The 12,916-nt window shown below is 61.8% G+C and carries 15 protein-coding genes; 8 read left to right on the top strand and 7 right to left on the bottom strand.

The window, feature by feature from the left end; translation table 11 throughout:
- The 8 genes from thiS to ADADOO_RS11690 all read left to right on the top strand — a co-directional run.
- Positions 1–149 (top strand): sulfur carrier protein ThiS (gene thiS / locus ADADOO_RS11725; protein ID WP_511277688.1); only part of this gene is annotated, 149 nt, incomplete at its 5' end.
- Positions 150–242: 93 nt separating this feature from the next.
- The gene (locus ADADOO_RS11720) at positions 243–1,025 is read left to right on the top strand and encodes a thiazole synthase (protein WP_511277687.1); all 783 of its coding nucleotides are present in this window, start codon (positions 243–245) and stop codon (positions 1,023–1,025) included.
- Positions 1,022–1,765, top strand: a complete 744-nt coding sequence (gene trmB, locus ADADOO_RS11715) for a tRNA (guanosine(46)-N7)-methyltransferase TrmB (protein WP_511277686.1) — start codon at positions 1,022–1,024, stop codon at positions 1,763–1,765. The genes ADADOO_RS11720 and trmB overlap by 4 nt, the downstream gene beginning before the upstream one ends.
- 63 nt (positions 1,766–1,828) lie before the next feature.
- Positions 1,829–2,449 carry a c-type cytochrome gene (locus ADADOO_RS11710; protein WP_511277685.1) on the top strand — a complete coding sequence of 207 codons (621 nt, stop codon included), beginning with the start codon at positions 1,829–1,831 and terminating at the stop codon, positions 2,447–2,449.
- Positions 2,450–2,655: 206 nt separating this feature from the next.
- Positions 2,656–3,573, top strand: coding sequence for a recombination-associated protein RdgC (locus ADADOO_RS11705; protein ID WP_511277684.1), 918 nt, complete (start codon positions 2,656–2,658; stop codon positions 3,571–3,573).
- The gene (locus ADADOO_RS11700; RefSeq protein ID WP_511277683.1) at positions 3,570–3,962 is read left to right on the top strand and encodes a YchJ family protein; all 393 of its coding nucleotides are present in this window, start codon (positions 3,570–3,572) and stop codon (positions 3,960–3,962) included. The genes ADADOO_RS11705 and ADADOO_RS11700 overlap by 4 nt, the downstream gene beginning before the upstream one ends.
- 41 nt (positions 3,963–4,003) lie before the next feature.
- Entirely contained in the window at positions 4,004–5,695 is a 1,692-nt protein-coding gene (locus tag ADADOO_RS11695) for an ABC-F family ATP-binding cassette domain-containing protein (RefSeq protein WP_511277682.1), read from the top strand.
- A gap of 83 nt (positions 5,696–5,778) precedes the next feature.
- Complete coding sequence (locus ADADOO_RS11690; protein WP_511277681.1) at positions 5,779–6,189, top strand: YidB family protein; 411 nt, start codon at positions 5,779–5,781, stop codon at positions 6,187–6,189.
- A 14-nt stretch (positions 6,190–6,203) separates the two neighbouring features.
- Here the strand turns inward: ADADOO_RS11690 and hemW are convergent, their stop codons facing one another.
- From hemW to ADADOO_RS11655, 7 genes are all read right to left on the bottom strand, one after another.
- Positions 6,204–7,400, bottom strand: coding sequence for a radical SAM family heme chaperone HemW (gene hemW / locus ADADOO_RS11685; RefSeq protein WP_511277680.1), 1,197 nt, complete (start codon positions 7,398–7,400; stop codon positions 6,204–6,206).
- Between the two features lie 19 nt (positions 7,401–7,419).
- Complete coding sequence (locus tag ADADOO_RS11680; RefSeq protein WP_511277679.1) at positions 7,420–8,646, bottom strand: hypothetical protein; 1,227 nt, start codon at positions 8,644–8,646, stop codon at positions 7,420–7,422.
- Entirely contained in the window at positions 8,643–9,704 is a 1,062-nt protein-coding gene (locus ADADOO_RS11675; RefSeq protein WP_511277678.1) for a PDDEXK nuclease domain-containing protein, read from the bottom strand. Before ADADOO_RS11675 ends, ADADOO_RS11680 begins: the two co-directional genes overlap by 4 nt.
- Before the next feature lie 24 nt (positions 9,705–9,728).
- Positions 9,729–10,316 (bottom strand): RdgB/HAM1 family non-canonical purine NTP pyrophosphatase, encoded by a 588-nt coding sequence (gene rdgB / locus ADADOO_RS11670; protein ID WP_511277677.1) that lies wholly within the window; start codon positions 10,314–10,316, stop codon positions 9,729–9,731.
- A gap of 8 nt (positions 10,317–10,324) precedes the next feature.
- Entirely contained in the window at positions 10,325–11,041 is a 717-nt protein-coding gene (gene rph, locus ADADOO_RS11665; protein ID WP_511277676.1) for a ribonuclease PH, read from the bottom strand.
- An 8-nt stretch (positions 11,042–11,049) separates the two neighbouring features.
- Complete coding sequence (locus ADADOO_RS11660; RefSeq protein ID WP_511277675.1) at positions 11,050–11,976, bottom strand: PP2C family protein-serine/threonine phosphatase; 927 nt, start codon at positions 11,974–11,976, stop codon at positions 11,050–11,052.
- Positions 11,973–12,916 (bottom strand): serine/threonine protein kinase (locus tag ADADOO_RS11655; RefSeq protein ID WP_511277674.1); only part of this gene is annotated, 944 nt, incomplete at its 5' end. The genes ADADOO_RS11655 and ADADOO_RS11660, both read right to left, overlap by 4 nt.

Raw genomic sequence — 12,916 nt, 5'->3', positions numbered from 1 at the left:
TGAGCAGCCTGATCGAACAACTCGGCTACACCGGCAAGCGCATCGCCGTCGAACGGAACGGCGAAATCGTCCCCAAAAGCCAGCACGCCACGACGGCGCTGGTGTCGGGCGACCAACTTGAAATTGTCGTCGCCGTCGGCGGCGGCTGAAAGCAGCTATTGGTCGCTAGTTGGTAGTCGGTAGTAAAAACAACCAGTGACCAATCGCTAACGACTAACGACTAATAACCAGCGACTAAAAACATGCATCAACTGACTATCGCCGGCAAGGCGTACCGTTCCCGTTTGCTCGTCGGCACCGGCAAGTACCAGGATTTCGCCGAAACCCGGGCGGCCATCGATGCCTCGGGGGCGGAGATCGTCACCGTGGCGATCCGGCGCATGAACATCGGCCAGGACCCAAGCCAGCCCAATCTGCTTGATGCCCTGCCGCCCGCGCAATTCACCATCCTGCCCAACACCGCCGGTTGCTACACCGCCGACGATGCGGTGCGTACCCTGCGTCTGGCGCGCGAACTGCTTGATGGCCATCCGCTGTGCAAGCTCGAAGTGCTCGGCGACCCCACCAGCCTCTTTCCGCACATGCCGGAAACGCTGAAGGCGGCCGAAACGCTCGTCAAGGACGGCTTTCACGTCATGGTTTACTGCTCGGACGATCCGATTCAGGCCAAGATGCTCGAAGAAATCGGTTGCGTCGCGGTCATGCCGCTCGCCTCGCTGATCGGCTCCGGCATGGGCATCGTCAATCCGTGGAACCTGCGCCTGATCATCGATAACGCCAAGGTGCCGGTGATCGTCGATGCCGGCGTCGGCACGGCGTCCGATGCCGCCATTGCGATGGAACTGGGCTGCGACGGCGTGCTGATGAACACCGCCATCGCCCACGCCAAAAATCCCGTACTCATGGCCAGCGCTATGAGGAAGGGTGTCGAAGCGGGCCGCGAGGCTTTTCTGGCTGGCCGTATGGTCCGCAAATACTACTCGGCCGACCCCTCGTCGCCGACTTCCGGATTGATTGGCTCATGAGCGCACCCCCCCTGATTCAACCGGCTACCGTCGGCGAAGGCGTCTACGAAGAAGGTCGCGAAGCATCGACGCAAAACCATGGCCATATCAAGAGCTACGTCCGTCGGGCTGGCCGCATGTCGTCGGCGCAGGAAAACTACTACGCCGAGATGATGCCGAAGATCGGGATCGTCTACGCCCCGCAGCCAATCGACCTGGCTACGGTCTACGGCCGCAATGCCCCGAAAATCCTCGAAATCGGCACCGGCATGGGTGAAACCACGGCCAAGATCGCCGATGCCAACCGCGCCAACGATTACCTCGGCGTCGAAGTCCACGTGCCGGGCGTCGGCGCCCTGTGCAAGCAGATCGCCGAACGCGAACTGAGCAACTTGCGCATTTGTCAGCACGACGCGGTGGAAGTCGTCCGCGACATGCTGCCCGAAGCCTCCCTCGACGGCGTCCATATTTTCTTCCCTGATCCATGGCACAAGGCCCGGCATAACAAGCGCCGGCTCATCCAGTCGCCTTTCGTTGCGTTGCTCGCCGCGCGCCTCAAGCCGGGCGGCTATTTCCACTGCGCCACCGACTGGGAGGAATACGCCCACCAGATGCTCGAAGTCCTCTCGGCCGAACCGACGCTGGTGAATAGTGCCGATGGCTTCGCGCCGCGCCCCGAATACCGCCCGCTGACCAAATTTGAAAACCGTGGGATCCGCCTCGGGCATGGTGTTTGGGACGTCATTTTCCGCAAAAAATAGCTGGCAGATTCAGGGTGCCTGGGTAAAATGAGAATTGGTATTTCTCATAAAAACGAGGGAATCATGAAAAAACTGAAAATTGTTTCCGGCGCTGTGTTGCTTCCCGTCTTGGTGCTTGCCCTATCAGCCCCCCCGGCACTTGCCGCCGATCGTTCGGGCCGGGAAGTCGTCGACACGGTCTGTGCCGCCTGTCACGCGACCGGCAAGGATGGTGCGCCGAAGATTGGCGATCAGGCTGCCTGGGCGCAGCGTGCCGCGAAGGGGCTGGACAAATTGACGGCGAATGCCATCACCGGCGTCCGCAACATGCCGGCCCACGGCGGCCAGGCGGCGCTGACCGATCTCGAGATGACCCGCGCCGTCGGCTACCTGGTCAGCGGCGGCAAAGCGGCCGATGCCAAAAAAGCCATGAAACCGGCGAAGGCGCGTAGCGGCGAACAGGTGGTGCAGGAACGCTGCCAGGAATGCCACGCCACCGGCAAGCAAGGGGCCCCGAAGCTGGGCGACATGAACGACTGGAAACCGCGCCTGCAAAACGGCATCGATCCGCTGATCAAGTCCGCCATCAATGGCCACAACGCGATGCCGGCCCGTGGCGGTCTGGCCAATCTGAGCGATGCCGAAATGAAGGCTGCCGTCGAGTTCATGGTCAGCAAGACGGGCGGCTCAGCCGCCAGCAAGTAAGTCGCGGCGGCCGGCGGACCGCTTCTCATCGGCGACATGCCGGCCTCGATCGAGGCCGGCATTTTTATTTTCGGATGGGGCAAGACGACCGCAGGCTCTTGGTTTTGATGGGTCGTGTCGGGATGGTCGCGGTCGGCTCGTCATGCGCCAAGGTGGGCGGGCTGTTAAACTCTCGCGCCTCACTGACAGCAAACCGGGAATGATTCATGTGGTTCCGTAATCTCCAGCTTTACCGCCTGCCGACGCCGTGGCAGGTCGACCTCGCCAAATTTGATGAACAACTGGCCCGCGGCCCGTTCGTGAAGTGCCCGAGCAACCAGCCGATGAGCCGGGGCTGGGTGTCGCCGCGCCGCGATGGCGCCCTGGTCTATTCGCTCGGCCGGCAATGGATGATTGCCCTGAGCGTCGAGCAGCGCCTGCTGCCGTCGTCGGTGGTCAATGACGAAGTCAAGGAGCGCGCCGAACTGGTCGAAGCCCAGCAGGGCTACGCGCCGGGTCGCAAGCAGCTCAAGGAATTGCGCGAGCGCGTTACCGAAGAGCTGATGCCGCGCGCCTTTACCCGCCGGCGCACGACCTACGTCTGGATTGATCCGCAAAATGGCTGGTTCTGCGTCGATGCGGCCAGCCCGGCCAAGGCCGAAGAGGTGATTGAGCATCTGCGCCATTGCCTCGACGACTTCCCGCTGACCCTGCTCCACACCCAGGTTTCGCCGCAGGTGGCAATGGCCGACTGGCTGGCCGGCGGCGACGCCCCGGCTGGTTTTACCATCGACCGCGATTGCGAACTGAAAGCGGCTGGCGAGGAAAAGGCAGCCGTGCGCTACGTTCGCCATCCGCTCGACGGCGAGGAGATCAGTGGCGAGATCAAGGCCCACCTGGCCGCCGGCAAGATGCCGACCAAACTGGCCCTGACCTGGGACGACCGGATCTCCTTCGTCCTCGGCGAAAAGCTGGAAATCAAGCGCCTCGCCTTCCTCGACCTGCTCAAGGAAGAGGCCGAGAAATCGGCCGAACACGCCGACGAGCAGTTCGACGCCGATTTCGCGCTGATGACCGGCGAGCTATCGCGTTTTCTGCCGCAACTGCTCGACGCGCTGGGTGGCGAGGTCGTCGAGGCCAAATGACAGCCATTGACGCCTGCCCCTGTGGCAGCGGCAGGCGTTATGCCGAATGCTGCGGTCAACTGCATATTTCGGTCAAAAACGAAATCACCGCCGAGGCGCTCATGCGTTCGCGCTACAGCGCTTACGTGCTCAAGCTGGGCGATTACCTGCTGGCCAGTTGGCATCCCTCGACCCGGCCAGCCAGCCTCGATCTGGCCGAGGACGACGGCACCAAATGGCTTGGGCTGGCGATCAAACGCAGCGCGCAGCAGCAGGACGAAAATCACGCCACCGTCGAATTCGTCGCCCGCTACCGCATCGCCGGGCACGGCCATCGCCTGCATGAATTGAGCCGCTTCATCCGTGAAGACGGCCGCTGGTTCTATGTTGATGGCGACATCATTGCCTGATCGGGCGCCCGCGCCCATCTTCTGAAGAAAACGAATACCCCATGATCATCCTCAAGAACGTCACCCTGCGCCGCAGCTCGAAAGTGCTGCTCGACAAGGCCTCCGTCACCATCAACCCCGGTGAAAAGGTCGGCCTGGTCGGCCGCAACGGCGCCGGCAAGTCCACGCTGTTCGCGCTGCTCAACGGCACGCTGCACGAGGATGGCGGCGACTATTCGATTCCCAAGCAATGGCAGATGGGTCAGGTCGCCCAGGACATGCCGGAAACCGAGCAGTCAGCCACCGACTTCGTCATCGACGGCGACAGCAAGCTGCTCGCCGCCCGTAACGAGGTCACCGCAGCCGAAGCCAGCGACGACGGCATGCGCATGGCCGAGGCCTACATGGCCTTGAATGACGCCGGCGAGCACGATGCCGAAGCCCGCGCCCAGTCGCTGATCCTCGGCCTCGGTTTCAAGGTTGCCGAACTGCACAACCCGGTCAACAGCTTCTCCGGCGGCTGGCGCATGCGCCTGCAACTGGCCCGCGCCCTGATGTGCCCGTCCGACATCCTGTTGCTCGATGAACCGACCAACCACTTGGACCTGGACGCTCTTGTCTGGCTGGAGGCGTGGCTCAAGCGCTATCAGGGCACGCTGGTCATGATCAGCCACGACCGCGAATTCCTCGACGCCATTACCGGCGTCACGCTGCATATCGACAACGCCAAGCTGGTCCGCTACGGCGGCAATTACAGCAAGTTCGAAGACATGCGCGCCGAGCAGATGCTGCTCCAGCAGGCAACGATGGCCAAGCAGGCCGAGAAGATCGCCCACCTGCAATCCTTCATCAACCGCTTCAAGGCCAAGGCGAGCAAGGCCAAGCAGGCGCAGAGCCGGGTCAAGGCGCTCGACCGTATGGAAAAGATCGCGCCGGTGCTGGCCGACGCCGAATTCACTTTCGAGTTCCAGGAGCCGCAGAACCTGCCCAACCCGATGCTGTCGATGGTCGATGTCAGCATCGGTTACCCGCCGGCCGAAGAAGTGCCGGCCGCGGGATTGGAAAAAGCGCCGCCGACCGTCATCGTGCGCGGTATCAACCGCTCGGTGATGGCCGGTCAGCGCATCGGCATCCTCGGCGCCAACGGCCAGGGCAAGTCCACGCTGGTCAAGACCATCGCCCGCGACCTCAAGGCGATCAGCGGTGAGGTTACCGAAGGCAAGGGCCTGAACATCGGCTACTTCGCCCAGCAGGAACTCGACGTGCTGCGCCCGCAGGACACCCCGCTCGAACACATGGTGCGGCTGGCCAAGGAAGCCATCGCCGCCGGGCGCAGCAACGTGCCGGGCCGCGAGCAGGAATTGCGCAATTTCCTCGGCACTTTCAATTTCGGCGGCGAGATGGTCAAGCAGGCCGTCGGCACCATGAGCGGCGGCGAAAAGGCCCGGCTGGTGCTGTGCATGCTGGTCTGGCAACGGCCCAACCTGCTGCTCCTCGACGAACCGACCAACCACCTCGACCTCAACACCCGCGAGGCACTGGCCGTCGCCCTCAACGAATTCGAAGGTACGGTCATGCTGGTTAGCCACGACCGCGCCCTGCTGCGAGCCGTCTGCGACGAGTTCTGGCTAGTCTCCAAGGGCGGCGTCGCGCCGTTTGAGGGCGATCTCGAAGACTACCAGCGCTATCTGCTCGACGAAGCCAAGCGCGTGCGCGAGGAAGCCTCGGCTGCGCAGAAGAAGCTGGCGGCCTAACCGGCGGCTTTTCGCAAATATTCACAATCGGTGTCATGCCGCTGGATTAGGATTGTTCCACTTAACTTTATTGAGGAACAATCATGGGTCTTCTTGATTCGGTCGTCGGCGCACTCGCTGGCGGACAGTCCGGCGGCGATAGCCCCTTGCTGAACGTCGTCATGCAACTGGTCAACAACCCGCAGACCGGCGGTCTCGGTGGCTTGGTCCAGTCCTTCCAGCAAGGAGGGCTGGGCGACGTGGTGAAGTCCTGGGTGTCCACCGGCCAGAATCTGCCGATCTCGGCTGAACAGATTCAGGCGGTCCTCGGCGGCGGCCAATTGCAGAACATTGCTGCGCAATTGGGCATGTCGACAGAGCAAGCTTCCGGCGGTCTGGCGGATCTATTGCCGCAGGTGGTCGACAAGCTGACGCCGAATGGCCAACTGCCGGAGGGGGGCGATTTGCTGGCGCAAGGCCTGGATATGCTGAAAAAGGGCGGCTTGTTCAGTTAAGCCCGCCGGCCATTCTAAAGAAAACGTTCGAGCAGAACGTTGAGAAAGCGCCGACCCTTCGCGGTCGGCGCAATTTTTTCCGGACCGACGACGAGCAGGCCATCGGCCTCCGCCGCCTTCAGTTCCGACTGGATGCCGATCAAGGGCTGGGCCGTGCGTGCTTCGAACAGCGAGGGGTGAAAGCCATCGGCCAGGCGTAGCGCATTCATCATGAATTCGAAAGGCAGGCTTTTAGCCTCGACCTGCGTTTCTTCCTGAATGGCGTTGCCGCTACGGATATTGTCGAGGTAAGCCTTCGGGTGCTTCCAGCGCATCTGGCGCAGCACGCGGTCGTGTAGCGTGAGCTTGGAATGGGCGCCGGCGCCGATGCCTAAATAGTCGCCGAAATACCAGTAATTGAGGTTGTGCTTGCACTGCTTGCCGCGCCGGGCGAAGGCCGAGGTTTCGTAATTGGCGTAGCCGGCCGCAGCCAGACGGGCTTCGATGCTTTCCTGCATGTCGGCGCAGATGTCGCCTTCGGGCAATTCGGGCGGGAAGGCGGCGAATCGGGTGTTCGGCTCCAGCGTGAGCTGGTAGCAGGAGAGGTGCGAGGGCGAAAAGCTCAGCGCCGTTTCGACGTCGGTGAGCGCTTGCTCATGCGTCTGGCCGGGCAGGCCGTACATCAGGTCGAGGTTGAACGCGTCGAAATGCGCGCCGGCCAGTTGGGCGGCGCGCTTCGCTTCGGCGGCGCCGTGGATGCGGCCGAGGGCCTTCAAATGATCGTCGTTGAAACTTTGGATGCCGAGCGACAGGCGATTGACGCCGGCCGAACGGAAGCCGGCGAATTTCTCGGCTTCGACCGTGCCCGGATTGGCTTCGAGCGTGATCTCGGCATCGGGTGCCAGCATGGCCTGCGCCCGGAAGGCGGCGATCAGTTCGTCGATGGCGGCCGGCGAGAGCAGGCTGGGCGTGCCGCCGCCGAAGAAAACGGTCTGCACCGGCCGGCCCCAGATCAGCGGCAAGGCGGATTGCAGGTCAGCGATCAACGCATCGACGTACTCGCGCTCGGGAATCGTCCCGTTCACCTCGTGCGAGTTGAAATCGCAGTACGGGCACTTCTGCACGCACCACGGCACATGCACGTAGAGCGCCAGCGGTGGGGAAACGCGGAATTCGAGGTTTGCTACGGTCGACCGGGATTTTTGGCTAAAAATGGGAATGGTTTTGGCCATGTCTGAGTGCTGCTTCGGCTTAATTTGCGTCGGATTCGCGGTTTGCTTCGCTGGCAGCGGGCGCTATCTCCCGTGTAGCGGTCTTGTTTGCGGCAGCGAGGATGCGATTGACCGCTTCCTGGCCCGACTGGTTGAGATAAGGCAGCAGATCGGCGAAAGGAATGGTGTAGTTGGCATAGCAGGTGCGCATGATGCGGGCAGGCTCTGCCAGTTCGGGAATAAATGCCAAGCCTTTACCGTTTAATCCCAGTGAATATCCACCATCCACGGTATCAAGGAAATCGTAACTCTTGCATTCCGGGTCATCGAGTCCCGGTTTGGTTTGTCTGATACGTTTGGCTAGCTTTTTCGGCAGGCAGCGATCTTTCACGAACTCGCACACCTGTTCCGGATTGTCCTGCTGCTTATTGACGAGCTTGAACCAGCGCCAAAGATTGACTTCCTTGCCGGTACGCAAATCAAGCGTTGTCGTATCTGTACCGAAAGACGGATGGGCGCCACCGCACTCGTATCCTACGTGACGCGACCAAGATAGCCAGTCCTCATTCCAGAAGCGCAGCTTGATTTTGGTTTCGAACCAGCCCTGCAGTGGTGGTTCGTGAAGGTCGCAACCGAGATAGCTACCGATGTCGTCAATGAGGGACTTGCGCAGAAGCCGGTTGGCCCGGCTGATCGACTCTTCATCGCCCAACAATTCGACCGAGGCCACGTTTCCACTCATGGCCTGAATGACGCGATAAGAGCGCTCCATAAATTCGACAGGCTCGCCAACAAGGATTTTCTGAGTAGCGACGCGTGGCGCGTTGAAGGCGTCGTATAGCGGCCCGGAATAGAAGCAGTCGCTCTCATCCTGTTGGTGCTTTGCCAGGCGCATGACGCGACTCAGGCGAATCGGTAGTTTCGGACCAGCATCACTTTTGCGCCAGATGCCCTTGAGTTGATTGCCAAGGGGATTTTCCAACTGCCAGGCACTTGTCGTTTCAATGCCCATGTTCTCAATCCAGGGGCCATTCTCTAGTTCTGGTGCCGACAGGCTGATCCGCAACGGCTTGTGCAGGCGATAGTAATTTCCGCCATATTTATCCCAACATGCCACGACCTGCGCCTTGCCAATCGTGCCACGCCATACCCCGATCAGTTCTTTTGCCCCCTCTGCGGCTTTTGCAAGCGGAGAAACCAGCAACAGGCCCAAGAGGCACAGGGCAATCAGGCCGCAAAGGTTGCGACGGTGCACATAGGCCGTCATTTGGAGTCTTCTTCCGAAATTCGTGAATTACCCATCAGTTCGCGTTCAATTTGCTCAATGCTGGGCAGACTGGTTTGCAGTTCGGCAGGCAGGGAGTCCAGCAATTGGTATTCGGCAACACCCAGCGGCTGGGTGTTGTTGCGCAGGGCGTATTCGGCGACGACCTTGTTCTTGCTCTTGCATAACAGAAGGCCGATGGTCGGGGCGTCTTGCGGGTGCTTGACCTGGGCATCGACGGCGGCGAGGTAAAAGCTCAACTGGCCGATATGCTCCGGTTTGAACTTGCCGCCTTTGAGTTCGATCACCACATAACAGCGCAGCTTGAGGTGGTAAAAGAGCAGATCGATGAAGAACTCGTCGCCAGCGACATCGAGCAGGACTTGCCGTCCGACGAAGGCAAATCCCGCGCCGAGTTCAAGCAGGAATTCGGTGATGTGTTTGACCAAAGCCTTTTCAACCGCCCGCTCCTGCGCCTCATCGGTGAGGCCGAGAAAGTCGAAACGGTAGGGATCTTTCAGCGACTCGCGGGCCAGGTCGGATTCCGGTTTGGGCAGGGTCAGATCGAAGTTGGTAACGGCCTTGCCGCTTCGTTCCAGCAGGCGGGTTTCAATCTGCATCACCAGTACATTGCGCGACCAGTTGTGCTCAATTGCTTTGGCGGCATACCAGCGGCGCGTTCCTGGTCCGGGCAGTTTGTCTAATAGGGCCAGTTGGTGATACCAGGGCAATTGTGCAAGCACCCCTTGCACAAATTCCTCATCCGGCCAGGCCTCGGCAAAGGCGCGCATGTACTTGAGATTGCGCGGCGAGAATCCTTTCATGTCGGGAAAAGCCGCGCGCAAATCCTCGGCCAGCCGCTCAATGACCTTGGCGCCCCAGCCCTGTTCGGCCTGCCGCGCCAGAATGTCGCGCCCGATTTGCCAGTAAAGCAACACCAGTTCGCGGTTGACCGCCAGTGTCGCCCGCTGCTGGGCGGTGTGGATGCGGGTTTTCAGCTCGGCCAGCCAGTCTGTGTAGCCAGCGGGCGGAGGGGTGAGGCGGCTGGGGCTATCGCTCATGGTCGACGCTCCTGGTGGAGGGGGTCACAAATTCGGCAGTCGGGCGATCAGTTTCTGCATGGCCTGGCCGCGATGCGATAACTCGTTCTTGATCGCGCCATCGAGTTCGGCCGCCGTCTGGCAATGCGTCGGGACGTAGAACAGCGGATCGTAGCCGAAGCCGTCGGCACCGCGCTGGGCGGCGAGGATTTCACCATGCCATTCGCCTTCGGCGATGATCGGTTGCGGATCGTCGGCCGAACGGACGAGCACGAGCACGCAGGCGAAATGGGCGCGGCGGTCGGTTCGCCCGGCGAGGTCGGCGAGCAGTTTTTCGTTGTTGCGCGCATCGGATTTCGGTTCGCCGGCATAGCGCGCCGAATAGACGCCGGGCGCGCCGCCGAGCGCCGCCACGCACAGGCCGGAGTCGTCAGCCAGCGCCGGCAGGCCGGATGCCTCGGCGGCGTGGCGGGCCTTGGCCAGCGCGTTCTCGACGAAGGTGCAATGCGGTTCTTCGGCTTCCGGAATGCCGAGCTGGCCCTGCGAAATGACTTCAAAGCCGAGCGGCGCCAGCAGCGCGTTGAGCTCCTTCATTTTCTTGGCGTTGTTCGAGGCGAGAACGAGCTTTTTCATCCAGAACCTCAGGCGGCCAGGGCGCTTTGCTGGGCAGCGGTGAGCTGGCGGATGCCCATCGTCGCGAGGTCGACGAGGACGCTCATCTGCTCGCGCGAGAACGGTTCGCCTTCGGCCGTGCCCTGGATTTCGACAATGCCGCCGTTGCCGGTCATCACGACGTTCATGTCGGTATCGCAATCGGAGTCTTCCGGGTAGTCGAGGTCGAGGACCGGGGCCCCCTTGTAGATGCCGACCGAAATGGCGGCAACGTGATCGCGCACCGGATTGGCTGGCAGCTTGCCGGCCTTGACCAGCCCTTCGCAGGCTTCATAAAGCGCCACCCAGGCGCCGGTGATCGAGGCGCAGCGCGTGCCGCCGTCGGCCTGCAGCACGTCGCAGTCGAGCGTGATCTGGCGTTCGCCGAGGGCCTTGAGGTCGGTGACGGCGCGCAGGCTGCGGCCGATCAGGCGCTGGATTTCCTGCGTCCGGCCGGTCTGCTTGCCCTTGGCCGCTTCACGTGCCGAACGGGTGTGCGTGGCGCGCGGCAGCATGCCGTACTCGGCGGTCACCCAGCCCTGACCCTTGCCGCGCAGGAAAGGCGGCAGGCTCTCCTCGACGCTGGCGGTGCACAGCACGCGGGTATCGCCCATTTCGATGAGCACCGAACCTTCGGCGTGACGCGTGAAATTGCGGGTGATTTTGACAATGCGGAGCTGGTCCGCCTGACGTTGGCTGGGGCGCATGGTTTGCCTTATTTATTCGGGTTGTTCGGATTGTATTTGTCGATGGCCGAGCGGATTTCCTCGATGGCCAGCTCGATCTCATCGTCGCTCAGATCGCTCTTGTAGGCCGGATTGCGGCCGAATTCGTCGAGTCGCGTCGTAACCTCTTCCTGGCTCATCGTCTGCGTCGAAATGGCGCTGCTCGCCTCTTCGACGTAGGCGTCTTCCCAGCGCACGGCAACGACGGACAGATTGTCGCCGTGGGCGCCGCCCTTGAGTTCGGCCTGGTTGAGCAGCATCGGCACGGCCTGCAACAGATTGGCGCCTTTCAGGGCGACCGCCATCATCTCGCCGGACATCTCGCCCCACAGGCCGTCCGTGGCGAGCAGAATGATGTCGCCGTGGTCGAGCGGCGTCTTGCGCGAGAACTCGATTTCCGGCGGGTGCGGGCTGCCCAGGCAGCTGTAAATCTTGTTGCGGTCCGGATGAAACACCGCCTGTGCCTCGGTGATCATGCCTTCTTCAACCAGCAGCCGAATGCGCGAATGATCCTTGGTCTGGGTGATGACCTTGCCGTCGCGCATCAGGTACAGGCGCGAATCGCCGGCGTGCGCCCAGTAAGCGACGTTGTCCTGGACGATGCAGGCGACGCAGGTGGTGCGCGGCGTGTCTTTCAGGCGGTGGCGGGCGGTGTAGTCGAGGATGGCATGGTGGGCGTTGGTCATGCTCTTTTGCAGGAAGCGGAAGGGGTCGCCGAGCATCGGGCGCGCCTCGCGCTGGAAAGCGTCGGCCAGCGTCTGAACGGCGATCTGGGCGGCGATTTCACCGTAATGATGGCCGCCCATGCCGTCGGCGACGACCATCAACAGGGCATCGCGCGAGTAGCAATAGGTCGTCCGGTCCTCATTATTGGCGCGGCCGCCCTGACGGCTTTCCTGATAGATCGTAAATCTCATTGCATCGGCTTCCTGAGTTTATCGACGAAGCGGCCGAGCCAGCTCGGCGAAGGCTTCGGGCGGGGTGGGGTGACGGTCTCGACGAGCGCCTTCTGCAGGGCAAAGACGCTTTGCGGACGGTAAAGATGGTTGAGGTTGAGGCACCAGTCGATGATCTCGAGCAGGCGGTCGGAGAACTGGCCGTCCCAGCGCAGCATGGCCGGCGCCAGGGTGTCTTTCTTCATCCGCGCATCGGCCGCTTGCGGCGCGCTACCGGCCAGGCAGGCGTACATCGAGGCGCCGACGCTGTAGATGTCGCTCCACGGCCCGAGATCCTTGCGCGAGCCGTAATGCTCGGGTGAGGCGAAGCCCGGGGTGTACATCGGCTTGAGGATGGGTTGGTCGGTGATCAGCGTCTGGCGGGCGGCGCCGAAGTCGATAAGGACCGGCGTGTTGTCGCCGCGCAGGTAAATGTTCGAGGGCTTGAGGTCGAGATGCAGCAGCTTGTTCGAATGCACTTCGCGCAGGCCGTTGAGCATGCGGGTGAAGACGCCGCGCATGAAGCGCTCGGAAATGTGGCCCTGATGCTTCTGGATGAACTCCTGCAATGTCCGCCCGTGCTCGTACTCCATGACCATGTAAACGGTGTCGTTGGCGCGAAAAAAATTCAAAACGCGAATCACGTTGGGGTGCGACAGGCGGGCCAGGGCGCGGCCTTCCTCGAAAAAGCACTTCATGCCATAGCGGAAAGCGCCGAGATGCTCGGCCGAAATGACCGGATTGATTTCACCGCGCGTACGCAGGGCCAGGCTGTTCGGCAGGTATTCCTTGATGGCCACCTGGCGGCCGGCTGTATCGGTCGCCAGGTAGACAATGGAAAAGCCGCCAAGCGAAAGTTGGCGGTCTATTGTGTACTCTTCCAGCAGGTGACCGTTGGGTAACGGCTGATTGGCTTGTTGCG

This window comes from Azonexus sp. (genome assembly GCF_036170495.1).
Taxonomy (GTDB): domain Bacteria; phylum Pseudomonadota; class Gammaproteobacteria; order Burkholderiales; family Rhodocyclaceae; genus Azonexus.
The sequence above is the reverse complement of the archived record's forward strand: the minus strand, read 5'-3'. Positions and strand labels throughout refer to the sequence as shown.